Source organism: Rhizobium sp. 16-488-2b (genome assembly GCF_017741815.1).
GTDB lineage: Bacteria > Pseudomonadota > Alphaproteobacteria > Rhizobiales > Rhizobiaceae > Rhizobium.
Genome location: NZ_JAGHMF010000012.1, coordinates 174131 through 196935 on the forward strand (window position 1 = coordinate 174131; position 22805 = coordinate 196935).

Annotated in this window: 20 protein-coding genes; 15 read left to right on the forward strand and 5 right to left on the reverse strand. The window is 61.6% G+C overall.

From position 1 onward, the window contains the following. Positions 1-65 precede the first annotated feature (65 nt). Positions 66-2171 (forward strand): ATP-dependent DNA helicase RecG, encoded by a 2106-nt coding sequence (gene recG / locus J5286_RS12825; RefSeq protein WP_209190693.1) that lies wholly within the window; start codon positions 66-68, stop codon positions 2169-2171. A gap of 70 nt (positions 2172-2241) precedes the next feature. Here recG and J5286_RS12830 read toward each other — a convergent pair whose 3' ends face one another. Beyond that, on the reverse strand, positions 2242-4113 hold the full coding sequence (locus tag J5286_RS12830) for a L,D-transpeptidase family protein (RefSeq protein ID WP_209190632.1): 1872 nt from the start codon (positions 4111-4113) through the stop codon (positions 2242-2244). A gap of 403 nt (positions 4114-4516) precedes the next feature. On the opposite strand from J5286_RS12830, the gene fumC reads away from it, so the two are divergent. Together fumC and J5286_RS12840 are read left to right on the forward strand one after the other, a co-directional pair. Beyond that, positions 4517-5908 (forward strand): class II fumarate hydratase, encoded by a 1392-nt coding sequence (fumC, locus tag J5286_RS12835; RefSeq protein WP_209190694.1) that lies wholly within the window; start codon positions 4517-4519, stop codon positions 5906-5908. Between the two features lie 154 nt (positions 5909-6062). Then, complete coding sequence (locus J5286_RS12840) at positions 6063-7685, forward strand: fumarate hydratase (protein WP_449090057.1); 1623 nt, start codon at positions 6063-6065, stop codon at positions 7683-7685. Between the two features lie 4 nt (positions 7686-7689). Here J5286_RS12840 and J5286_RS12845 read toward each other — a convergent pair whose 3' ends face one another. Then, entirely contained in the window at positions 7690-7905 is a 216-nt protein-coding gene (locus J5286_RS12845) for a hypothetical protein (protein ID WP_209190695.1), read from the reverse strand. A 353-nt stretch (positions 7906-8258) separates the two neighbouring features. Here J5286_RS12845 and J5286_RS12850 point away from each other — a divergent pair, with 353 nt between their 5' ends. Continuing rightward, positions 8259-9326, forward strand: a complete 1068-nt coding sequence (locus J5286_RS12850; protein WP_209190634.1) for a GGDEF domain-containing protein — start codon at positions 8259-8261, stop codon at positions 9324-9326. Positions 9327-9357: 31 nt separating this feature from the next. Here the strand turns inward: J5286_RS12850 and J5286_RS12855 are convergent, their stop codons facing one another. Together J5286_RS12855 and J5286_RS12860 are read right to left on the reverse strand one after the other, a co-directional pair. Then, the gene (locus tag J5286_RS12855) at positions 9358-9969 is read right to left on the reverse strand and encodes a pyridoxamine 5'-phosphate oxidase family protein (RefSeq protein ID WP_209190635.1); all 612 of its coding nucleotides are present in this window, start codon (positions 9967-9969) and stop codon (positions 9358-9360) included. 99 nt (positions 9970-10068) lie between these two features. Continuing rightward, on the reverse strand, positions 10069-10443 hold the full coding sequence (locus tag J5286_RS12860) for a gamma-butyrobetaine hydroxylase family protein (protein WP_209190636.1): 375 nt from the start codon (positions 10441-10443) through the stop codon (positions 10069-10071). Between the two features lie 194 nt (positions 10444-10637). Here J5286_RS12860 and moaA point away from each other — a divergent pair, with 194 nt between their 5' ends. The 4 genes from moaA to mobB all read left to right on the forward strand — a co-directional run bounded on the left by moaA (position 10638) and on the right by mobB (position 13844). Beyond that, on the forward strand, positions 10638-11624 hold the full coding sequence (moaA, locus tag J5286_RS12865) for a GTP 3',8-cyclase MoaA (protein ID WP_245205916.1): 987 nt from the start codon (positions 10638-10640) through the stop codon (positions 11622-11624). Between the two features lie 134 nt (positions 11625-11758). After that, positions 11759-12667 (forward strand): DMT family transporter, encoded by a 909-nt coding sequence (locus J5286_RS12870; protein ID WP_209190638.1) that lies wholly within the window; start codon positions 11759-11761, stop codon positions 12665-12667. Then, positions 12667-13326, forward strand: coding sequence for a molybdenum cofactor guanylyltransferase MobA (mobA, locus tag J5286_RS12875; RefSeq protein ID WP_209190639.1), 660 nt, complete (start codon positions 12667-12669; stop codon positions 13324-13326). The genes J5286_RS12870 and mobA overlap by 1 nt, the downstream gene beginning before the upstream one ends. Next, complete coding sequence (gene mobB, locus J5286_RS12880; protein ID WP_209190640.1) at positions 13323-13844, forward strand: molybdopterin-guanine dinucleotide biosynthesis protein B; 522 nt, start codon at positions 13323-13325, stop codon at positions 13842-13844. Before mobA ends, mobB begins: the two co-directional genes overlap by 4 nt. A gap of 69 nt (positions 13845-13913) precedes the next feature. On the opposite strand, the gene J5286_RS12885 is transcribed toward mobB, so the two are convergent. Continuing rightward, complete coding sequence (locus J5286_RS12885; protein WP_209190641.1) at positions 13914-16139, reverse strand: OmpA family protein; 2226 nt, start codon at positions 16137-16139, stop codon at positions 13914-13916. Between the two features lie 318 nt (positions 16140-16457). On the opposite strand from J5286_RS12885, the gene J5286_RS12890 reads away from it, so the two are divergent. The 7 genes from J5286_RS12890 to J5286_RS12920 all read left to right on the forward strand — a co-directional run bounded on the left by J5286_RS12890 (position 16458) and on the right by J5286_RS12920 (position 22803). Then, complete coding sequence (locus tag J5286_RS12890; RefSeq protein WP_112941661.1) at positions 16458-17234, forward strand: transporter substrate-binding domain-containing protein; 777 nt, start codon at positions 16458-16460, stop codon at positions 17232-17234. 108 nt (positions 17235-17342) lie between these two features. Further along, positions 17343-18146 carry an ABC transporter permease gene (locus J5286_RS12895; RefSeq protein WP_112941662.1) on the forward strand — a complete coding sequence of 268 codons (804 nt, stop codon included), beginning with the start codon at positions 17343-17345 and terminating at the stop codon, positions 18144-18146. After that, positions 18143-18973: an ABC transporter permease gene (locus J5286_RS12900; protein ID WP_018900580.1), complete on the forward strand. Its 831-nt coding sequence runs from the start codon at positions 18143-18145 to the stop codon at positions 18971-18973. The genes J5286_RS12895 and J5286_RS12900 overlap by 4 nt, the downstream gene beginning before the upstream one ends. Positions 18974-19131: 158 nt before the next feature. After that, complete coding sequence (locus J5286_RS12905) at positions 19132-19398, forward strand: usg protein (protein WP_018900581.1); 267 nt, start codon at positions 19132-19134, stop codon at positions 19396-19398. 82 nt (positions 19399-19480) lie between these two features. Further along, positions 19481-20296 carry a class I SAM-dependent methyltransferase gene (locus J5286_RS12910; protein ID WP_209190642.1) on the forward strand — a complete coding sequence of 272 codons (816 nt, stop codon included), beginning with the start codon at positions 19481-19483 and terminating at the stop codon, positions 20294-20296. Positions 20297-20423: 127 nt separating this feature from the next. Next, on the forward strand, positions 20424-22025 hold the full coding sequence (locus tag J5286_RS12915; protein ID WP_209190643.1) for a hypothetical protein: 1602 nt from the start codon (positions 20424-20426) through the stop codon (positions 22023-22025). Positions 22026-22116: 91 nt separating this feature from the next. Then, positions 22117-22803, forward strand: coding sequence for a glutathione S-transferase family protein (locus tag J5286_RS12920; protein WP_209190644.1), 687 nt, complete (start codon positions 22117-22119; stop codon positions 22801-22803). The last annotated feature ends 2 nt before the right edge of the window (positions 22804-22805 follow it).

Below are 22805 nucleotides of genomic sequence, written 5' to 3' on the forward strand. Positions count from 1 at the left end.
TATAGACCCTCGAAAGCGGCTTGTCAGCCTTGCCAAGCACGCATTGTTCGTCGCATTTTGCCGGCATGCGCCCCGCCATTCTCGATCCGCTGTTCTCCTCCGTCTCCGGCCTGCCCGGCGTCGGCCCGAAGATCGCCGAACTGCTCGCCAAGCTCTTCGGCCGCGAGACACCGGAGGATTGCCGTGTCGTCGATCTGCTCTTCCATGCGCCGCACTCGCTGATCGACCGGCGTAACCAGCCAGGCATCGCGCGCGCGCCGCAGGGCGCCATCGTGACCATCACAGGCCGCGTCGACCGCCATCAGCCGCCGCCGAACAAGAAGAGCAACGTCCCCTACCGCGTCTTCCTGCACGACGAGACCGGCGAGCTGACGCTCGTCTTCTTCCGTGGGCAATCGACATGGCTGGAGAAACAGCTCCCTCTCGACGAAGAGGTCACCGTCAGCGGCAAGATAGACTGGTTCAACGGCCGCGCCTCGATGGTGCACCCTGACTACATCGTGAAAGCCAGCGAAGCGGAAAACCTGCCACTGGTCGAGCCGATCTATCCGCTGACCGCAGGCCTGTCGCCGAAGACGCTACGCAAGATCATCGAAGCAGCCCTGCCGAAGACACCCGAGTTCCCCGAATGGATCGATGCGGCGCTAGCCCAAAAGCAGGGCCTGCCTTCGACCGCCGATGCCTTCCACGGCCTGCACGAGCCGCGCGACCCCGCCGATATCGATCCGCAGGCGCCGGCCCGCCGCCGTCTTGCCTATGACGAATTCCTGGCCGGCCAGTTATCTCTGGCGCTGGTGCGCCAAAGGTTGCGCAAGGTCGCCGGCCACCCGGTGCATGCGACCGGTCAGCTCAGCCGCCAGATCCTCGAGGCCCTGCCCTTTTCGCCGACCGGCAGCCAGACCGAGGCGATCGCGCAGATCCTCAAGGACATGGCCGGCGACGACCGCATGCTGCGCCTGCTGCAGGGCGATGTCGGCTCCGGCAAGACGCTGGTGGCGCTGATGGCGATGGCTGCGGTCATCGAGAGCGGCGGCCAGGCCGTGCTGATGGCGCCGACCGAAATCCTCGCCCGCCAGCATCATGCAACCATCGCCAAATACACGGCCGCCGCCGGCATCCGCATCGAGGTGCTGACCGGCCGCACCAAGGGCAAGGAACGCGACGAAATCCTGGAGCGTATAGCGTCGGGCGAGGCGCAGATCGTCATCGGCACCCACGCGCTGTTCCAGGATACGGTCAACTACAGGAACCTGATGCTGGCTGTCGTCGACGAACAGCACCGCTTCGGTGTCCACCAGCGCCTTCGTCTGACCGCCAAGGGCATCACGCCGCACATGCTGGTCATGACCGCGACGCCGATCCCGCGCACGCTGGTGCTGGCAGCCTTCGGCGACATGGACGTCTCCAAGCTCACCGAGAAGCCCGCCGGCCGCAAGCCGATCCAGACGATCACCATCCCCACCGAGCGCATCGGCGATATCGTCGGTCGCCTGAAGGCGGCGCTCGCCGACGGCAAGAAGGCCTACTGGATATGCCCGCTGGTCGAAGAGTCCGAGGAAAGCGACCTGATGTCGGTAGAGGAGCGTCACGCGACGCTCGTGTCCGCCCTTGGCCCAGGCATCGGCCTGATCCACGGCCGCATGAGTGGTGCGGAGAAGGACGCGGTGATGATGGCGTTCAAATCCGGCGAAATCCGCCTTCTTGTCGCGACCACGGTGGTCGAGGTGGGCGTCGACGTGCCGGATGCGACGATCATGGTCATCGAGCATGCCGAGCGTTTCGGTCTGGCACAGCTGCACCAGCTGCGCGGCCGCGTCGGCCGTGGCGACGAGGCATCGACCTGCATCCTGCTCTATCGCGGACCGCTCGGCGAAACCGGGCACGCGCGTCTCACGATCATGCGCGACACGGAAGACGGTTTCAGGATCGCCGAAGAGGATCTCAAGCTGCGCGGCGAAGGCGAGTTGTTGGGAACGCGGCAGTCGGGAACCCCGGGCTTCAGGATTGCGAGCCTCGAGGCGCATGCCGATTTGCTGGAGATTGCCCGCAAGGATGCGGCTTATCTGATCGAGCGTGATCCGGACCTGACATCCGAAAGGGGCAACGCCGTGCGCACCCTGCTCTATCTCTTCCGCCGCGACGAAGCGATCCGCTTCCTCCACGCCGGCTGATCGCCGATATCACCAGACATCGACAGATTGAAAAACGCCGCGCGCCCATTGGGCCGCGCGGCGTCCGAAATCAGATCTGAGCGCCGCGTGCCTTGGTCGTGGCGTCGAAGGCCTTCTGCACGTAGGTGTCGCGGTCGTAGACGTCGTTGAAATACTGGACGACGCCGTTCTTGTCCGGCCAGGCCGTGAAGTAGGCGATGTAGACAGGGAACTTCTGCGGCACCTGCACCGCATGGTTCTTGCCGGTCGCGATCTCCTGGCCGATCTTGTCGACCGTGGTGTTCAAGACGGCAGCCGCCATCGCGCGCGGATCGGCGAGACGCACGCAGCCGTGGCTCAGCGCACGCATGTCACGCTTGAAGAAGCTCTTCGAAGGCGTGTCGTGCATGTAGATGGCATGCGCGTTCGGGAACAGGATCTTCAGTTCGCCAAGCGCGTTGTCACCGCTCGGTGGCTGGCGCACGGACACGTTCGCCGTCGAACCGTACCAGTCGACGCTGGACGAAGGCACGGCGCGGCCGCCGACGGCGACTTCATAGCCCATGCGGTCGAGATAGTTCGGGTCGGAGCGCAGCTTCGGCAGCATCTCGTTGATGATGATCGACTGCGGCACGCCCCAGAACGGGTTGAATTCGACCGTCTGAATCTGATCCTGGAAGAAGAACGTCTGGTGCGACGGCTGGCCGATCACCACGCGCATCGACAACTGTTCCTTGTTGTCGTTGTTGTAGTAGACCATGAAGGCCGGCTGGTTGATGAAGACGTAGCGCGGGCCGAGATCGGCCGGCAGCCAGCGGGCCTGCTCCATCGCCACAACAACCTTCTCGATCTTCGAGCTGTTGCTGTCGCCGCCGGTCATCGTGCGAACTGTCGCCTGGCCGACGATGCCGTCAGGCTTAAGGCCATGTTCCTTCTGGAAGGCTTCGACCAGCGTCACGATCTCGGGCGAGTAATCGATACCGCCGGTGTAGGCTGCCAGCGTCGCGGCGTTCTCGCTCTTCAGCGCGGCCGAACCGTGCTTGTCGATCGCCTTGACGATGTTGGGGATTTCAGAGGAGGTTTCGCCGGGATGGAGAACGCCGCTGAGTTCGATCTTGATCGGCTGCTCGCCATTGCCTTCGCCCTTCAGCTTGGCAAGCTCGGCCTGCAGTGCTGCGAACTGCGGACCATTTGGCGTGCGGCTCGAGAGATAGGCGGCGACATCGGGGCTCATCCGCGCCAGCTTCAGCACCGGATCGAGATTGACCGTCTTGCGGGCGAAGTCGTGATAACCGGAAAGCTTGTTCGGGTCGACGCGGCCACGGATCGTGTCCTGCACATAGGCCAGAACCTTGGCCGACAGCGCCAGCTCGAACTGCGTCAGCGCGCGGTCGCGCATGGCAGGATCCGGGTTTGCCGGATCGACAGCGGGAACCTCGACGGCATAGTCGGCTGGGTCGAGACCGACGGAGCCGGCATTGGCGAGGAAGGCCATCGCTGCCTTGGCGCGATCGTTGACCTCGGTGCCGGTCAGCCAGACCAGTTCGTTCTTGGTGTCGCCGTAATAAGTCTCAAGAGCCTTGGCGACTTCGACAGGGGCGCGAACCTTGGCATCGATCAGATAGCGACGCTGCACCGACGGCGTGGCATCGCTCGGCGTACCGACGGCGGCAACCGCGCCGGTGACGACAGGATCGGTGAACTTGCCGGTATCGACGAGCCGCATCGGATCCACCTTGTAGGTGTAGTAACGCGGTGCGGATACCTTCGGCAGCGGCGCGCTGGTATTGACCTGCGGCGGCAGCACTTCGGGAGCCGGATTGATGATGGTGCTCTGGGTACGGGCACGATCACCTCGGATCATGTCCATCAGCGTATAGGCATGCGCGGGTGCGACACCCATCGCGGCCATGCCGCAGGAAAGTGCCAGTGCGGAAACCGCACCTTTCAAGAAGAATGTCATGCTTTTTCCAGTCCCAGTCTCATGCTGTCTTCGGTCATGGGCATCGCCCAGCTCAAACTCTTTACTCACCCGTCGCTGTCAGGTGACATGGCAGAAACGGGACGCCACCGCCACCCTCGAAGAACTCACTCTTCCGTAACGTAGCAAACCCGCCGCCTCCCGGCAGTTCACACAAAATTATGAAATTATTGGTTAATTTTTTACTTTATTTTCGCCTGCTCACACAGTCCCCCAAAAGACGTTGTTGGATAAAAAATAAGACGTGGCCAAAAAACCACGTATAGCGCAGCCACTAATATGACTTCTCGGCTCATATTTTTTGATCGCCGCTGTTTTCTTGGGCTGGCTTGAGACCTATAAGACGGCATCTCCGCAGCCGCTCACGCGAAAGAAAGGCATGGCCATGACTTCCACCCGTATCGAAACCGATACTTTCGGCGAGATCGAAGTACAAAGCGACAGGTATTGGGGCGCGCAGGCGCAGCGCTCGCTCGGCAATTTCAAGATCGGTTGGGAGAAGCAGCCGCTGTCGATCGTGCGCGCGCTGGGCATCGTCAAGCAGGCCGCCGCGCGCGCCAACATGGCGCTCGGCAAGCTGGACCCGGCGGTCGGCAACGCCATCATCGACGCCGCCCAGGAAGTCATCGACGGCAAGCTCAACGACCACTTCCCGCTGGTCGTCTGGCAGACCGGCTCCGGCACGCAGTCGAACATGAACGCCAACGAAGTGATCTCCAACCGCGCGATCGAGGTGCTCGGCGGCGTCATGGGCTCGAAGAAGCCGGTGCATCCGAACGATCACGTCAACATGAGCCAGTCGTCGAACGACACCTACCCGACGGCCATGCACATCGCCTGCGTCGAGCAGATCGTCCACCACCTGCTGCCGGGCCTGAAGCACCTGCATGCAGCACTCGACATGAAGGTCACCGAGTTCAGCCACATCATCAAGATCGGCCGCACCCATACGCAGGACGCGACGCCTCTGACGCTCGGCCAGGAATTCTCCGGTTACTCCGCGCAGGTCGCTTCCGCCATCGCCAATATCGAGCTGACGCTGCCCGCACTCTCCAAGCTCGCCCAGGGCGGCACCGCCGTCGGCACCGGCCTCAACGCGCCCATCGGCTTTGCAGAGAAGGTCGCGGAAGAGATCTCCGCTGTTACCGCCCTACCCTTCGTCACCGCGCCGAACAAGTTCGAGGCGCTGGCTTCGCATGACTCGATGGTCTTCGCACATGGCGCCATCAACGCGGCAGCGGCGGCCCTCTTCAAGATCGCCAACGACATCCGTTTCCTCGGCTCCGGCCCGCGCGCCGGCCTCGGCGAACTGTCGCTGCCGGAAAACGAGCCCGGCTCCTCGATCATGCCCGGCAAGGTCAACCCGACGCAGTCGGAAGCGCTGACGCAGGTCTGCGCCCATGTCTTCGGCAACAACGCCGCGTTGACCTTCGCCGGCAGCCAGGGCCATTTCGAGCTCAACGTCTACAATCCGATGATGGCCTACAACTTCCTGCAGTCGGTGCAGCTGCTCGGCGACGCCGCCGTCTCCTTCACCGACAATTGCGTCGTCGGCATCGAAGCCCGCGAGGACAACATCAAGAAGGGCGTCGAGAACTCCCTGATGCTGGTGACGGCGCTGAACGGCCGCCTCGGCTACGACATCTGCGCCAAGATCGCCAAGACCGCGCACAAGAACGGCACGACGCTGCGCGAGGAAGCCGTCGGCGGCGGTTACCTGACGAACGAGGAGTTCGATCAGTATGTCCGCCCTGAAACGATGATCGGTCCGAAGTAAAGCCATCCCGGATCATCGATGAACCACCAGACACCGCCACGGCCTCCGCGGCGGTGTTTTTTCATGCATTCTTGAGCGTTTCTCGAAGGTTTTAGAATGATTGCAATTCGCACATCGCCCGCATAGACCGTCTGCGATTTCCATTCCGGCCCGCATGAAAGGTCATTCGATGGCTGACGATCTGTTCCCCCTCGGCAAAGACTCCACCCAATACCGCAAGATCAGCAGCGACCACGTCTCTGTCGACAGCTTCAAGGGCCAGGACATCCTGACCGTCGAGCCCGAGGGCATCCGTCTGCTGGCCGAGACCGCCTTTGCCGACATCAACCATCTGCTCCGCCCCGGCCACCTGAAGCAGCTCGCCTCGATCCTCGACGATCCCGAGGCGACAGACAACGACCGCTTCGTCGCCTACGACCTCCTGAAGAACGCCAACATCGCCGCCGGCGGCATCCTGCCCATGTGCCAGGACACCGGCACCGCGATCATCATGGGCAAGAAGGGCCGCCGCGTCTGGACCGAGGGCGAGGACTATTCGGCGCTCGCCAAGGGCGTGATGGACGCCTACGAGAAGAAGAATCTGCGCTACTCGCAGCTCGCCCCGATCAAGATGTTCGAAGAGAAGAACACCAAGAACAACCTGCCGGCCCAGATCGACATCTACGAGGAAGGGACGGACGAATACAATTTCCTCTTCGTCGCCAAGGGCGGCGGCTCGGCCAACAAGACCTTCCTGTACCAGGGTACGCCCTCGCTGCTGACCCACGACCGGATGATCGACTTCCTTAAGGAGAAGATCCTCACGCTGGGCACGGCAGCCTGTCCTCCCTACCATCTGGCGATCGTCATCGGCGGCACCTCGGCCGAGATGAACCTCAAGACCGTCAAGCTCGCCTCGACGCGCTATCTCGACGATCTTCCGACCGAGGGTTCGGAAAGCGGCCACGCCTTCCGCGACGTCGAGATGGAAAGGGAAATCCACAAGCTGACGCAGCAGATGGGCGTCGGCGCACAGTTCGGCGGCAAGTATTTCTGTCATGACGTCCGCGTCATCCGCCTGCCCCGCCATGGCGCCTCGCTGCCGATCGGCCTCGGCGTCTCCTGTTCCGCCGACCGCCAGGCAAAGGGCAAGATCACCCGCGAGGGCATCTTCGTCGAGCAGCTGGAAACTGATCCGTCCAAGTACATGCCTGAGATCGACGAGGCAAAGCTGTCGGAATCGATGGTAAAGATCGATCTCAACCAGCCGATGGCCGATATACTTGCAGAACTTAGCAAGCATCCGGTAAAAACCCGCCTGTCGCTGACCGGCACGATCATCGTCGCCCGCGACCTCGCGCATTCGAAGATCCGCGAGCGCCTTGAGAAGGGCGAAGGCATGCCGGATTACATGAAGAACCACCCGGTCTACTACGCGGGCCCGGCCAAGACGCCCGCCGGCTACGCCTCAGGCTCCTTCGGCCCGACCACCGCCGGCCGCATGGATTCATATGTCGATCAGTTCCAGTCCTTCGGCGGCTCGATGATCATGCTCGCCAAGGGCAACCGCTCGCGCGCGGTGCGCGAGGCCTGCAAGACCCATGGCGGCTTCTATCTCGGCTCCATCGGCGGCCCGGCCGCCCGTCTGGCGCAGGATTGCATCCGCAAGGTCGAGGTGCTGGAATATCCGGAACTCGGCATGGAAGCGGTGTGGAAGATCGAGGTCGAGGACTTCCCCGCCTTCATCGTCACCGACGACAAGGGCAACGACTTCTTCCAGGAATTCAACCTCGGCTGATCGTTCAGTGGGCGGTTGCGGTCACGCCGCCGCCAGCCACTTCGCCTTTGCTTGTCGCGATGTAATCGCTCGCGACAAGCACGTCTTCGGCATTGACGCTTGCCAGTATTTCCGAAGTAAATGCGCCATGAAAGAAGCCTTGTTGCTGGATCAGAAAAAGAGATCCGGCAATAACAGCGGCAGCGAGCACGGCTGGAGGCGAGTTATGGGACGTTTGCATGGCCTGTTGCTTTCTCCTGACACCGCTACGGTGCCTTGAAATGCAAGTTGCCACGTCCTTATCGTTCACAAAAGAACCGATATCGGAAACCGATTGTCAATGGATCATTGACAGAAATGATGTCTGGCGAATATTTCGCTCAGGTCATCTAAAGAAAGATACCCTCAGGACGCGTAGGCGCGCTGCGTCGCTGCCGGGATTCCGATATAAAAATCATAAAGATAAGAACAAATCGGCCAATTCGAATAAAATTCACATGTAATCTCTGGTATATCCAACCTTAATCATTTCAAAACAATTGTAGCTTAAGAAATAAGAGAGGACTTTTGAGATGTACCATAAGGAGTGGCCGGATGACGACGGCTGTGGCGCCAAAGACGCAGGTTCCCGATGTGGCAAGCCAGATCACTTTTGCGATGCGCTCCATGGGTGTTGCGCCCATTCCGCGAAACTATGAACTGTTCTATGAAGCCTATATCGGCTCCAACCCGGCATTGACGCGCGATCTCGCGGCCCTTGGCAACCAGGCGACCCAGGAAGAACTCGACGAACTGGGCGCGCAGCATTTCAGCCACGGCGCCGGCCGCGTCTTCGACGACGCCCATACCCGCATCGCCGCCGAACTCGAATCGGTGCTGCGCGTCCTGCGTCAGGAGCAGACCTCGCTCGAAAGCTACAACAGACTGCTCGGCGAAACCTACAACCGTATCACCTCGAAAAACACATCCAGCGTCGACCTCATCCAGAATGCGTTGCATCTGCTGACCGAGGCGACCGGACACACCATGGCGCATGGTGAGCGCACGGTCGAAAACGTTGTGCAGCGCTCCAACGAAATGGATCAGGTCCGCAAGGAACTCGACGAATACAAGCGCATCGCCAATACGGATTCGCTGACCCGCCTCTCCAACCGCCGCGCCTTCGACGATCGCCTCGCAGCCGTCTTCAACAATCCGGCCATGCGCCCGATCACGGCGCTTGTGCTCGCCGATATCGATAACTTCAAGAAGATCAACGACACCTACGGCCATCCCGTCGGCGACAAGATCCTCGCAACGGTCGCTTCGGTCATCCGCGCCAACGTGCGCCGCGATGTCTTCGTTGCCCGCACCGGTGGCGAGGAGTTCGCGCTGATCATCGAGGGTAACACGGCAGAGGAAGTCATGGCCGTCGCCGAGCGCATCCGGCGCACGCTTGAAGCCACGCCGTTCAAGAATTCCCGCACCCGCGTCAACTATGGACCGGTCACGGTGTCGGTCGGCATCTGCATGGCGTCGAGCGCCGAAGATGCGGGCGAGCTCTATCACAAGAGCGACGTCGCCCTCTACGGCGCCAAGAACGCAGGCCGCAACTGCAGCGTCCTCTTCGAGGACGGCATGCAGAAGGATTTCACCAAGAGCTGGCTGATCTACAAGGCCTGAGCCGCGACGAACCGCGGCCCTATATCAAACGCTACCACATCGTCTTGGCCGCGCGTGCGGCCCATTCGCGATCATAGGTCTCGTGGTCGAACGCTTCCGTTGCCGCCTTCAGCATCAGGCCCGGCGTCGGAAGGCCTTTCGGATCGACGAAATTGTCGGGATTCCACAGCTCCGAGCGGATCAGCGCCCGAGCGCACTGGAAATAGACCTCCTCGATCGTCACCACGATAACCGTGCGCGGATGCTTGCCGTCCATCTCGAAGGAGGTGAGCAGCGCCTCGTCGTTCGAAACGACGCCGCGCCCGTTGATCCGCATCGTCGTATTCGATCCCGGGATGAGAAACATCAGCGCAAGCCTGGGATCCCGCACGATGTTCGACAGCGAATCCACCCGGTTGTTGCCGCGCCAGTCAGGCATCTGCAGCACCTTGTCGTCGATGACACGCACGACGCCGCCGAGGTCACCGCGCGGAGAACAGTCCAGCCCCTCTGGACCGACGGTCGCCAGCGCAACGAACGGCGAAGCCTCGATCATCTGCCGGTAAAGCGGCGTCAGGTATTTCGTCACCTTCGCCACGGAAGCTTCCGACAAGCCGCCGCCATAGAGGGCGGTCAGTTCTTCGACGGTCTCGATGATTTTCATGGCCGTTCCATCGCGTTGTTTCTCCACAGTAATTAGCCGCCTAAAATGACGCTGGCGTGACATGTGCCATCTCGTTTGAGGGTAGGCGCGCGGTCGCGCTCAGCGCGGCTTTTCCGATGTGTCGCGGTTCATGCCCTTCTCCCGCAACTCATTCTCGTATACCGCGAAAAGCTCTTCGCCGCGCTCGCCGAGTTCGCGCAGATACGACCATGTAAAGATGCCGGTGTCGTGCATGTCGTCGAAACCGATCCTGACGGCATAGTTGCCGGTGGGTGTCATCGACATGATTGCGACGTTGCGCTTGCCCGGCACGGTGACCTTCTGGCCCGGCCCGTGGCCCTGCACTTCCGCCGATGGCGACAGCACGCGCAGCATCTCGGCGCTGAGCGTGAAACTTTCACCATTATTGAAGGTGATGACCAGCTGTTGCCGATCCTTCGTCACCTTCAGCTCTGTCGGCCAGATGTCGCTCATGATGGTGCTCCTCTTCGTTTCGAGGAGTAGGCAATGCGCCTCTTTGAGGCAAGTTCAATTTAGCGTATGGGTGCCGCCTCTTGCTTGACGTTGCGGTGCACAGTACGCACATTGTCGGAAGATTGGAGACTGTAGTGAACAGCAAGGTTGGAACAATCGCCAACGCCGCACCGCTCGTGGCCGATGCGAAACCCATGATCGACCCGTTTCAGCGGGCCGTCACCTATCTGCGCGTCTCGGTGACCGATCGCTGCGATTTTCGCTGCACCTATTGCATGGCCGAGAACATGAACTTCCTGCCGAAGAAGGATCTTCTGACGCTGGAGGAGCTGAACAGGCTCTGTTCCGCCTTTATCGCCAAGGGCGTACGCAAGCTGAGGCTGACCGGCGGCGAGCCGCTGGTGCGCAAGAACATCATGCATCTCGTGCGCCAACTCGGCCAGCAGATCGGCTCCGGTCTCGAAGAGCTGACGCTGACCACCAACGGCTCCCAGCTCGCGCGTTATGCCGACGAGCTCTATGATTGCGGTGTTCGCCGCATCAACGTGTCGCTGGATACGCTCAATCCTGACAAGTTCCGAGAGATCACCCGCTGGGGCGACTTCCACAAGGTCATGGAAGGCATCGACGCCGCCCAGAAGGCTGGCCTGCATATCAAGCTCAACGCCGTCGCATTGAAGGATTTCAACGACGTCGAGATGCCCGAGATGATCCGCTTCGCCCATGGTCGCGGCATGGATCTTACCGTGATCGAAACCATGCCGATGGGCGAGATCGAGGAAGATCGCACCGATCGCTATCTGCCGCTCTCCAAGCTGCGCGCCGATCTCGAGAAGCAGTTCACCATGAACGAAATCGGCTACCGCACCGGTGGCCCTGCCCGTTACGTCACCGTCGAGGAAACCGGCGGCCGCATGGGCTTCATCACCCCGATGACCCATAATTTTTGCGAGAGCTGCAACCGCGTGCGCCTCACCTGCACCGGTACGCTCTACATGTGTCTCGGCCAGAACGACGCCGCCGATCTGCGCTCCGCCGTGCGCGCCACCGAAGACGACGGCTTGCTCTACGCCGCGATCGACGAGGCGATCTCCCGCAAGCCCAAGGGCCACGACTTCATCATCGACCGCACCCACAACCGCCCCGCCGTCAGCCGCCACATGAGCGTCACCGGCGGGTGACCTGCTGCGCGCGATAGGTTGAGCAGCGTCATTGTGCACTGCGCAATCGAATTATCTCGGGTGTGGCACCGATTTGATTTCAATCGCGCGCGGCAGGCACTAAGAAGTCCGCGGGATGGAATCGGAATTTCTAAATGCCGCGGTCGAGCAATACTGAGGGTGCAATCTACATGACGGCGGCCATGGCGGGTTTTTCCGCCAGCGACGCCCTGTCGAAATCCGTGATTTCAGAGATGAATGCCGGCCAGATCATGTGCCTGCGTGGTCTGTTCACCAGTGTCCTGGTCTTTGTCGTCGCCCGGCGGATGGGAGCCTTGCGCTCTTGGCGGATCGTTCTTGAGCCGATGGTCGCGCTTCGCGTCGGCTGCGAGATTTTGGCGGCGGTCACCTATATAACCGTGCTCGGCATGATGCCGATCGCGAACGCCTCGGCCATCCTGCAGTCCCTGCCGCTCGTCGTCACCGTTGGTGCAGTCCTCTTCTTCGGGGAACCGGTCGGCTGGCGCCGGCTGCTGGCCATTCTCGCCGGCCTGGCTGGCGTGATGATTATTGTCCGCCCCGGCGCCGACGGCTTCAATGCCGCGGCCCTGATCTGCATCGTAAGCGTCCTGGTGACCGCCGGTCGCGATCTGGCGACACGTGGCATCGATCCCAGCATTCCCTCGCTGATGATCACGGTAATCACCGCCGTGTCCGTCACCATATTCGGTGCGCTGCTGACGCCGCTTCTCGGCGGCTGGCGCCCGGTCAGCGCCACCTCGCTGACGCATATCGTTCTGGCAGCGGTCCTCGTGCTCATCGGCTACCAGTCCGTGATCGCCGCGATGCGCACCGGCGAAATCTCCTTCGTCGCACCACTGCGTTACACCAGCCTCATCTTTTCTGCGTTGCTCGGCTGGCTCTTCTTCTTCGAGGTCCCCGACAGCTGGACCATGATCGGCGCCGCGATCGTCATCGCCTCCGGGCTCTACACCTTCTATCGTGAGGCCAAGCGGCGCGGCGCGCCGGTCGCACAGGAATCCGAACCGAGAGTACCGGTCTGATGGCCAAGCCCCCGATCCTCACCCCAGCGAGCGGCTTCACGCTCGACCGATCCAACATTCCAGGCGTCGTGCTTGCTGGCGGACGCTCCTCGCGCATGGGCCGCGACAAGGCAGGCGTTCCACTTTCAGGTCGCACGCTGCTCGATCGCGTCATCGAGCAACTGTCGCCGCAGGTCATCTCCGTCGCCGTCAATGCCGACGCCGCGCCTGATCGCTGCAACCGCCCCTTCATTCCCGATATCGTCCCCGGCAAGGCCGGTCCGATGGCCGGCATCCACGCCGCCATGGCGCACGGTGCGAGCCTGCCCGCCGTCACGCATGTCGCAACCGTCTCCGTCGACAGCCCATTCTTCCCGCACGATCTCGTCGACTGGCTGGCAGCGGCCATCGACACGCCCACGCGGATCGCCATCGCCACCTCCGAGGGCCGCAGCCATCCCGTCTTCGGCCTCTGGCCGGTGGCGCTGGCAGGCGAGCTGGAAAGCTGGATCGCAAGCGATGAGAAGCGCCGTGTTCGCGACTTCCTGTTACGGCATGACGTTACGGAAGTTGCCTTCCCGCTGCGCCCGACGCGGGCAAGCCTTCTCGACCCGTTCTTCAACGTCAACACGCCCGATGACCTCGCCGAGGCCGAACGCTGGATGAAGGTACTGACATGACCGAACGGCCAAGGATCTTCGGAATTTCCGGCTGGAAGAATTCGGGAAAGACAGGGCTTGCGGTTCGCCTCGTCGAAGAGTTCACCCGCCGCGGCTACCGGATTTCGACGATCAAGCATGCCCATCATGACTTCGACATCGACAAGGTCGGCGCCGACAGCTACCGCCACCGCCAGGCGGGCGCGCACGAGGTGACGATCGTCTCCGGCACGCGCTACGCCATCATGCACGAGTTGCGCGGGGCAGCCGAACCGAGCTTCGAGGAAATCCTCGCCCGCATCGCCCCCTGCGATCTCGTCCTCATCGAGGGCTACAAGCGCGAGCCGATCCCGAAGATCGAGGCCCGCCGGCTGGAATCGGCAAACCGCGAGCCGCTGGCATCAGCCGATCCCCACATCGTCGCCATCGCCGCCGATCATCCGGTCGCCGACACTACCCTGCCCGTCTTTGACCTCGACGACACGCTGGCCATTGCCGATTTCATCGCGGCAACCGTCGCCCTCCCGCCGCTGAAATAAGCCCATCTGAAACAGGAGAGGCCGCCGATTGCCCGGCGGCCTCTCCATTCTCGATGCTTATGCGCGCTCTTAGTTGCGCGAGGCCACCGGCCGCACCAGCGCCGTGACGCGGCGAATGGTGACGCGGCGGTTTTCCTGCTCCGGTCCCTGTGTGTTGACCTTCAGGTAACGTTCGCCATAGCCCTGCGTCGCCAGGTTTTCCGGCGGGATGCCATAGACGTCGGTCATCACGTTGGCGACCGATTCCGCGCGCTGGTCGGACAGGATCAGGTTGCTCTGATCGGAGCCTACGGCATCGGTGTGACCTTCGATCAGGAAGGTTTCTGTCGGGTCCTTCTTCAGCACCTCGTTGATCGCATCGGCCACCTTGCGCAGGCTGCGCGCCTGACTCATCGGGATTTCGGCGCTACCGGTCGCAAACGTGACGGTATCCAGGTCGATACGACGAACCTTGTCGCGGATACGGGCCGAATACTTCACTTCGTTCAGAGAATAGACACGCTCGACAGGCTCGACCGGCGGCTCGCGCAGGAAGTCGTAATAGTCGCGATTGTCGTCGCTGCTGGTGTCCATGATGTAGTCCTGCAGCGGAATGCGCAGGCGCATCGGCGGCAGATCGGCACCCGGATCCTCGAAGTAGTCGCGGTCAGGATTGTCGTAGAGGTCAGGCGTATAATAGAGCACGTGCTCGCGGCCGCGATTGTCGATGCGCGAACGCTGGATAATATCGCCGTAGCGGTTGCGCACCGTCACGATCTGGTAGCCATCGCGATCGATCGTCTCGCGGTAGCGGTCACGCGGCAGCTGCTCGTAGATCGGCCGCTCGCCGTCGCGCAGGAACCGGCGGTCGTCATCGCCACGAACATAGGTCTGGTTGTTGAACTGGATGATGACACGGTTGTCGTCACCGCGCTGGCCGAAATTCGCGCCGTCGGGACGGGCGAATTGCGGGCGCTGGTCCAGACGCTGGCCCTGCTCGGCGGTGATCGCTTCGATCTTGATCGGCGCGGGCTTTGCGGCACCGGGCGCCGCCAACTGCGCGTCGGCGTCCGACTTCGGCACGCGCACCTGCTGCTCCTGACCACGCTGCTTGTCGCGGTCACGACGCGACTGCACACCGCCGGAACGATCCGCATCCTTGTCGCTGTCGAGAACGGCCGCACCGTTCTGCACCGGCAGAACGACGGTTTCCGTGCTCTTGCTCGGATCAGCGGCGATTTCCTTGCGGCGCTCGAGTTCCTGCGGCGTCACCTTCTCAGGGGCCGGGATCGGTTGCTCGGTCTGGGCAACGGGAGGCTGACCTGCCGGCGGCTGGCCGGCCTGATCGGCAGGCTGACCGGCTGGCGCGCCCGGCTGGCCCGGAGCGACCTGTTCGCCCTGCTGCTGAGCCGGTGCTTCGCCGGGCTTGGCCTGACCGGGCGCCACCTGGGGCTGCGCTTCGGCCGGCTGCTGAGCCGGAACGGGCGCCTTGCCCGCGGGTGCTTCCTGCGGCTTGGCGGCGTTGTCAGGCGCTGGCTGCTCGGTTGCAGGCGCAGTCTCGGCGGCCGGCTTTTGAGCGGGCTCGGCCTGCGGTGCTTCGGCCGTTGGCTTCTTGTGTGGCTTTGCGGGCTGTTCGCTGCCATCGGCAGCGGCTGGCTTGCCGTTCTTGCGTGGTGGCTTTGCCTGTTCGGGCTGTGCCTGCTCGGCCTGCGGCTGTTCAGCCTGCGGGGCGGCCTGCTCGGCGGGCTGCTGCGGCGCGGCTTCTTCCTGCTGCGGCTGCTGGTCACGCTTCTTGCGGCGCGGCTGTTCAGCCGGCTGCTCGGCACTCGGCGCTGCCTGTTCCTGTTCGGCGGCAGGCTGCTTCTGGCGGCGCGGCTTTTCGGCGGGCGCTTCCTGCTGGGCGGGCTCGGCTGCCTGCGGTTCAGCGGCAGGCTGTTCTGCTGCCGGCTGGCGCTTTCTCGGCTTCTCGGCAGGCGCTTCGGCCTGCGGCGCCGGTTCGGCGGCAGCCGGAGGAGCTTCGGCGGGTGCTTCGCGCTTGGGTGCCGGTGGCGGCTCGGCCGGAGGTTCAGCGGCCTTCGGCGCTTCGGCCGGTGCCTGCTGCTGCTGTTCCTGATCCTGCTGCTGGCGCTTCTTCAGGAGCTCCTCTTCGGACGTCGCATCCTGCGCAACCTCGAAGCTGCCCGCGACGGCCCGATGGCCTGCTCCGACCTCTTCAACGCTCGGCGCTGCCGCAAACACGTGCGCCGGGGGCAGCACAAGCGACAGGGACAGAAGCGGAAAGGCCGCGCTGGCAAACAATCTGGATTTCATTCCCATAAGGTTTCCTCGTTCCTTGTTTATTCTTCGCGTTCGCAACGACGTCTCTTTTCGGCACGCAAACAAGCCTTGCTAAACTGAGCACGCCAGGATTCGTTCCATGGTCTTAAGAATTGCCGCATTAACCCGGTATGAATATGACGGTCTGCAAACGTTCAGCTTCGCCATAGTTGCGATGCACAACAACGCGGTGAAAGCAGTTGCAATCCGCGTAAAAAAGGTTTGATTATCGCGGCAAGGCGTTGCAAAGCAGCGTCCTGCTTCATGCCACCAAAAAAACAAAGGGATGGCATGCGGTAACCAACAGAGAGGACTCACATGCATATCTCCACCCGTTTTCTCGCAGCCGCCTCGATCGCCGCGATGTCTCTTTTCGCGGGCTCGGCAATGGCCGATGGCGAGAAGTATGTCATCGGTACGGACTCGACCTACCCGCCCTTCGAATATGTTGACGCAAGCGGCCAGTTCCTCGGCTTCGACATGGACATCGCCCGTGCGCTCTGCACGCAGATGAAGGCTGACTGCACCATCGTCAGCAGCGATTGGGACGGCATCATCCCCGGCCTCAACGCCAAGAAGTTCGACATGATCATCTCGTCGATGTCGATCACGCCTGAGCGTTCGAAGCTCGTCGACTTCACCAACAAGTACTACAACACCCCGCCGGCAGTCGCCGTGCCGAAGGACTCCACCGTCACCGACGTTGCGGGCCTGAAGGGCAAGACGATCGGCGCGCAGACCTCGACCACGCACGCCAACTACGCTGAAAAGCACCTCGCCGACACCGAGCTGAAGCTCTACCCGACGGCTGACGAGTACAAGCTCGACATCTCGAACGGCCGCGTCGATGCTGTCATCGACGACGTCGTCGTTCTGTCGCAGTGGGTCAAGTCGGACGCCGGCGCATGCTGCAAGATCCTCACGACCCTGCCGGTCGACAAGGAAATCAACGGCGTTGGCGCCGGTATCGCTGTTCGCCAGGGCGATCCGCTCCGCGAAAAGCTGAACGCAGCGATCGCGGCGATCCGTGCCGACGGCACCTACAAGAAGATCCAGGACAAGTATTTCGATTTCGACGTCTACGGCGCCGAATAAGCTGTAGTCCTGAAACAAATGCGATGGCGGGAGGCTTGCCCTTCCGCCATTTTTGTTTGACAAAGAGTGCAATATCAAGGCGGCAAAAGCCGCGAGGGGAAACTTGGCATGGGCGGATTGTCCTCCGCACTGGGTTCGCTCTGGACCTGGATTGGATATGTGTTTGACCCGCTATGCGGACCCGTCGGCATTTTCACATGGCTCGGCCAATCCACGATTCTGGCCTGTGGCGACACCGGCTGGGGCGATGAGATCGCCGCTGGCCTGAAGGTGACGGTCGCCGTCGCCCTCGTGACGCTCCCGATCGGCCTTTTGATCGGCTTCATGGTGGCGCTTGGCCAGCAATCGGAAGAAAAGGCGGTACGTCTTGCCGCCGGCATCTACACCACCATCTTCCGCGGCCTGCCCGAACTGCTGACGCTGTTCATCATCTATTATGGCATGCAGATCCTCCTCCAGTCGCTGCTCGCCTGGGTCGGCTACGACGGCCGCGTCGAGATCAACGCCTTCGTCTCCGGCGTCATCGCTCTGTCCGTCGTGTTCTCGTCCTATTGCTCGGAAGTGCTGCTGTCGGCCTTTCGCGCGATTCCCAAGGGCCAGTACGAAGCCGGCGACGCGCTCGGCCTGCATCGCGGCCGCACGATGGTGCTGATCATCCTGCCGCAGCTGGTGCGCATCGCGCTGCCCGGCCTCGTCAATCTCTGGATGATCCTGCTCAAGGATACGTCCTACGTCTCGATCATCGGCCTTGCCGACGTGCTGCGCCAGACGGGCGTGGCGGTGAAGGTCACCAAGGAGGCGTTTCTGTTTTACACACTGGCCTGCGGCATCTATCTCGGGCTTGCCATCATTTCCTCGTTCGGCCTGCGCTATATCGAACGTTGGGCGAAGCGCTCGGAGATCAGCCGATGAGCCACGCAGAGGTGCTGATCCCCCCGCAGCCGGCCCCGAAAAACCTCGATAAGCCGCTGACGCTTGCCCGCGTCATGGGCTGTCTCGTGGTTGGCCTGTGGATCATTCTCGCCATCGCGCTGATCGGCATGATCATCGAGGGCTGGGATGTCGAGAAATTCACCCGCTACGGCCCGCGCTATCTGCACGGATTGATGACCACGATCGTGCTGGTTGCCGTCTCCGTCGTCTGCGGCGCAGTTCTCTCCGTTCCGCTCGCCTTCGCCCGCATGTCGAAGAACAAGGTCATCAACGGCCTCGCCTTCTGCTACGTCTACGTCTTCCGCGGCACGCCGCTGCTCGCCCAGCTCTTCCTGATCTATTACGGCCTCGGCCAGTTCCGACCGCAGCTGGAATCCGTCGGCCTCTGGTGGTTCTTCCGCGACGCCTGGTATTGCGGCCTGTTTTCCATGACCATCAACACCGCCGCCTATCAGGCCGAGATTTTGCGCGGCGCCATCGAGAGCGTACCGCGCGGCCAGCATGAGGCCGCTTCCTCGCTCGGCATCCACAAGATCATCGCCTTCCGCAAGATCGTGCTGCCGCAGGCGCTGATCGTGGCGCTGCGCCCCTACGGCAACGAGATCATTCTGTTGATCAAGGGATCGGCCGTCGTCGCCATCATTACCGTGCTCGATCTCATGGGTGAAACGCGCTACGCCTTTTCGCGCACCTTCGACTACCAGACCTATCTCTGGGCGGCGATCTTCTATCTCGCCATGGTCGAAAGCCTGAGGCACCTGTGGAACTGGATCGAGCGCCGCCTCACCCGCCACCTGAAGCGATAGCCCCCTTGGCAGCACTCTCGACGGAGAGCTGCCAAGCTATTGAAAATAAATAATGATATCCATTTTCTTGTAGCCTTTTGGCAAGCTTCGCGTAACCATGTCATGCTCTCATTTAAACGGACGCTAATAAGCGCCGAATGGGAACAGCGAGGCATCAAATGCACAAGGACATGGAAAGACAGCTTCAGGGTTACGGCCTGACGACGGCCCAGATCCTATATCGCATGCCGGATCATCATGCGATCCTGCAGACCTACATCTGGCAGGATTACGATCTTGCTCCCGACTTTCCCGAAATGCGCGGCTTCCTGAAGTTCTGGCAGGAAACGCTCGACGGACCGCTGCACTCGGTGCGCTACATTCACCGCAAGCTGATCTCGGCCACGGAATGGCGCGCACTGAAAGGCGAGTTCATCATCAACTGAGCAGCCGCCATCAACGTCGCCATTGCAAAACCGGGCCGCTCGCCTTAGACGCAGGACAACAAACGAACGATGGTGAGCAGACATGGCCCAGAAGATCGACGAAGAAGCACTCGCGGAAGCCTATAACCGCGCCCTTTCCCTGGAAAAGGCCGGCGATGTCGATGCCGCCGTGAAGGCCTACGAGGAAGTGCTGGCGATCGACCCCGACGATCACGGCGGCGCTGCCGTCCGTATCGCTGCCATGGGCCGCGGCGAGACGCCGACCAAGGCCCCAGACGCCTATGTCGAAACCCTCTTCGACCAGCACGCCGAAGTCTTTGAGGACGTTCTCGTCGAGCAGCTCGGCTACCACGTGCCGATGCTGGTGCGCCAGCGCCTGCAGGCGCTGAACCTCGGCCCCTTCAAGCGCCTGCTTGATCTCGGCTGCGGCACCGGTCTGACCGGCGGCACGCTGCGCGATCTCTGCGAGGAGATGACCGGCATCGACCTCTCGGAAAACATGGTCGAGATCGCCCATGAGAAGGACCTCTACGAAACCCTGTTCGTCGCCGAGGTCGAGGACTTCCTCGACGACAATGACGAAGAGCCCTTCGATATCATCACCGCCACCGACGTCCTGCCCTATCTCGGCGGTCTCGAGCCCCTGTTCTTCGGCGCCGCCGAGAACCTGACACCGGGCGGCCTCTTCATCTTCTCCTCGGAAACCCTGCCTGCCGAAAAGCTCGCCGGCCGCGCCTACATGGTCGGCCCGCACCAGCGCTTCGCGCACTCCGAGGCTTACGTCCGCGAACGCCTCGACGCCACCGGCTTTGAGCTGATCGAGATCACCAATATCAACGTCCGCATGGAAGAAGGCCAGCCGACGCCGGGACACCTGGTGATTGCGAAGTTGCGATAGGTCAAAGGACTTAAAACCTTACCACAAAAGAGCAAGATACCGGGATACACAATCATTGATTGCGTCTCGTTGCTAGACCCTTGTCGGATTTGCGCCGACCTTCCCGCAAACGTGTGGGGAGGTATAGATGGAAGGTGTCAAGCCGACAGACAATACAGGAATCTGGCAGGGTATCAGTTCGGCGCTCGGCCACTTGCCGCATGTCGACTGGCGTGTGGCACTTCTCGCGGTTTTCATCCCATTCTTGCTGATCTATGCCCGCAACGATATCCGAGTGCGGCGCCTGCGGATCATCTCGGACTTCATTGCTTCCTACCCGACCACGCGTGATGCGAAATCGGCAAGAGGCGAAAACAACGACACGAAGTCGGGAAGCAATCCGTCTCTGGAGTTCGTCACCTCCAAATACCTCTCAGATCTGCGCGAACCCACCGACCAACCGATCCGCCTTGGCTCGTCGGAGTTGATCAAGGAGATCGAGCAACGCATCCGCTCGTCCCGCATCATTGGCAATCTCGGTGACCTGAGGCTCTTTCTTTCATCGCTGGGCTTCGTGGTCATCTGCTATTTTGGGTTCAGCGCGCTGCTCAAGGCGCTGAGTACGGGGTTACAGGTGGCGGGCGTCGATGGCATCCCGATCTGCGGGGCGCCCGCCGAGTGCTGCCCGCCTGGGAGCTTTCGCAGCCAAATCGAAATCATTGCGGCACTGGCGTTTGTCGGCGCCTTCATTGCGGCCGTAAGGCAGTTCATCCGCAGCCTCGCGGTATTCGATCTCTCTGCTTACACCATCATATGGCAGACGGCGGAAATCTTCGCGTCGGTGGCCATTGTGATATTCCTCTATGTTGCCTTTACAGACCCGACGCGGCTCCTCACAAACCCGCTCGGTTCACCACCTCGGATGGTCGACTGCACTCACATCCACTGGATGTGGCTAGTCCTCGCTCCCTTGCTCGGGCTCGCCCCGCAAAGCGCCACGAAGTTTCTCTTCCTCAAGCTGCAATCGCTTGTATCGTGGGTAAAGATGGACGACGACCGCTTCTATGACGTAACGCGCATCACTCCGCTCGACGTTATCGATGGCATCGACTATCCGACCCGCTTCCGGTTGGGCGAATGTGGCATTTACGATGTACAGAACCTGGCGACCTACAACCCCATCCAACTGCACATAGAATCTCCCTACGGCATCTACCAGACCATCGACTGGATCGCGCAGGCACAGCTGTGCAACATCCTAGGCATCGAAAAATACCTCGTGCTGAAGCAGATGAACGTACGCACCATTTTCGATCTTGAAAGAGCGCTGGACTACAAGACGTCCGAAACCGGCCAGCGCATAACTGACGGCCCCGACGAATTCGACAAGATTTACGCCGGCATACTATTTGCCGCGACGGAGAACATCCGGATGATTGCAAAGACCGCAGGCGTCAAGGCATTCATCATTCGCAACGAGCCGGGCGACATAGCAGCAATTCCGCAGGCGGCAATGCCTCCCATTGAGGCCGCGACCATCGACGAATACTGTGAATGGGCCTGTCGCACCATCACCGCAAATCCGGCCAGAACCAAGGCCTGCGTCGAGCATCTTATGGGCTGGATTGCCGATGACCTCCATGTGCGTCGCCTGAGACGCATATGGCAGGAGATGTCCGACGACCTCGGCGAACGATCGAAGCGGCTGGACAACCTGCCGGATCGGCCTCCGACCGCTACCCAGAAGTGAACTGAACGATTTCGTTGCATCGCTTTGTTCACTTTGTCTCAACGTGGTATTCGTTCACGCTGGCCCGTTTGAACCCGGAAAGCGCAACCTCATGACACTCGTCCTGCATCAGCATCCGCTTGCCTCCTTCTGCCACAAGGTGCTGATCGCGCTCTACGAAAGCGGCACGCCGTTCGAGCGCGTGATGGTCAATCTCGGCGACGAAGCCTCGCGCACGGCCTTTCTGGCGCTCTCGCCGCTCGGCAAGATGCCGGCGCTCGAGGATCAAAGCCGCGGGCGCACCGTTTTCGAGACCTCCATCATCATCGAATATATCGACCGCCATCATCCCGGCAGCGCGCGACTGATCCCAGAGGATTTCGACGCAGCACTTGATGTGCGTCTATGGGACCGCTTCTTCGACCTCTATATCCAGGACCCCCTGCAGCAGATCGTCAGCGAGCGGATGCGCTCCGATGGCAGCGAGGCCAGAGCAGAAGAAGCCCGGCAGGCGCTGAGGCGCGCCTATGCGGTGATCGAGGGCAAGCTTGCGGCCGACGGCTGGATTACCGGAGAGAACTTCACCATGGCCGATTGCGCCGCCGCACCCGGCCTGTTCTATGCCGAGACGCTGGTGCCTTACGACAGCGACTTGCCCAAGCTCGCGGCCTATCACGCGCGCCTGATGGAGCGCCCGTCGGTGGCCAGGGTGCTTGAGGAGGCCATGCCCTATTTCAAGTATTATCCCTACAAGGAGAACCTGCCCGCCCGCTTCAAGCCGAGCGACGCTGAGGCCTGAAA

What these genes read in the sequence shown, in the direction of transcription:
- J5286_RS12840 (WP_449090057.1), top strand. Translation starts at nt 6,063, where the DNA reads ATGAAAGGTCATTCGATGGCTGACGATCTGTTCCCCCTCGGCAAAGAC.
- mobA (WP_209190639.1), top strand. Translation starts at nt 12,667, where the DNA reads ATGGCCAAGCCCCCGATCCTCACCCCAGCGAGCGGCTTCACGCTCGAC.
- J5286_RS12895 (WP_112941662.1), top strand. Translation starts at nt 17,343, where the DNA reads ATGGGCGGATTGTCCTCCGCACTGGGTTCGCTCTGGACCTGGATTGGA.
- J5286_RS12920 (WP_209190644.1), top strand. Translation starts at nt 22,117, where the DNA reads ATGACACTCGTCCTGCATCAGCATCCGCTTGCCTCCTTCTGCCACAAG.
- J5286_RS12870 (WP_209190638.1), top strand. Translation starts at nt 11,759, where the DNA reads ATGCCGCGGTCGAGCAATACTGAGGGTGCAATCTACATGACGGCGGCC.
- J5286_RS12890 (WP_112941661.1), top strand. Translation starts at nt 16,458, where the DNA reads ATGCATATCTCCACCCGTTTTCTCGCAGCCGCCTCGATCGCCGCGATG.
- mobB (WP_209190640.1), top strand. Translation starts at nt 13,323, where the DNA reads ATGACCGAACGGCCAAGGATCTTCGGAATTTCCGGCTGGAAGAATTCG.
- J5286_RS12905 (WP_018900581.1), top strand. Translation starts at nt 19,132, where the DNA reads ATGCACAAGGACATGGAAAGACAGCTTCAGGGTTACGGCCTGACGACG.
- J5286_RS12860 (WP_209190636.1), bottom strand. Translation starts at nt 10,443, where the DNA reads ATGAGCGACATCTGGCCGACAGAGCTGAAGGTGACGAAGGATCGGCAA.
- J5286_RS12850 (WP_209190634.1), top strand. Translation starts at nt 8,259, where the DNA reads ATGACGACGGCTGTGGCGCCAAAGACGCAGGTTCCCGATGTGGCAAGC.
- recG (WP_209190693.1), top strand. Translation starts at nt 66, where the DNA reads ATGCGCCCCGCCATTCTCGATCCGCTGTTCTCCTCCGTCTCCGGCCTG.
- J5286_RS12915 (WP_209190643.1), top strand. Translation starts at nt 20,424, where the DNA reads ATGGAAGGTGTCAAGCCGACAGACAATACAGGAATCTGGCAGGGTATC.
- moaA (WP_245205916.1), top strand. Translation starts at nt 10,638, where the DNA reads ATGATCGACCCGTTTCAGCGGGCCGTCACCTATCTGCGCGTCTCGGTG.
- fumC (WP_209190694.1), top strand. Translation starts at nt 4,517, where the DNA reads ATGACTTCCACCCGTATCGAAACCGATACTTTCGGCGAGATCGAAGTA.
- J5286_RS12845 (WP_209190695.1), bottom strand. Translation starts at nt 7,905, where the DNA reads ATGCAAACGTCCCATAACTCGCCTCCAGCCGTGCTCGCTGCCGCTGTT.
- J5286_RS12830 (WP_209190632.1), bottom strand. Translation starts at nt 4,113, where the DNA reads ATGACATTCTTCTTGAAAGGTGCGGTTTCCGCACTGGCACTTTCCTGC.
- J5286_RS12855 (WP_209190635.1), bottom strand. Translation starts at nt 9,969, where the DNA reads ATGAAAATCATCGAGACCGTCGAAGAACTGACCGCCCTCTATGGCGGC.
- J5286_RS12885 (WP_209190641.1), bottom strand. Translation starts at nt 16,139, where the DNA reads ATGGGAATGAAATCCAGATTGTTTGCCAGCGCGGCCTTTCCGCTTCTG.
- J5286_RS12910 (WP_209190642.1), top strand. Translation starts at nt 19,481, where the DNA reads ATGGCCCAGAAGATCGACGAAGAAGCACTCGCGGAAGCCTATAACCGC.
- J5286_RS12900 (WP_018900580.1), top strand. Translation starts at nt 18,143, where the DNA reads ATGAGCCACGCAGAGGTGCTGATCCCCCCGCAGCCGGCCCCGAAAAAC.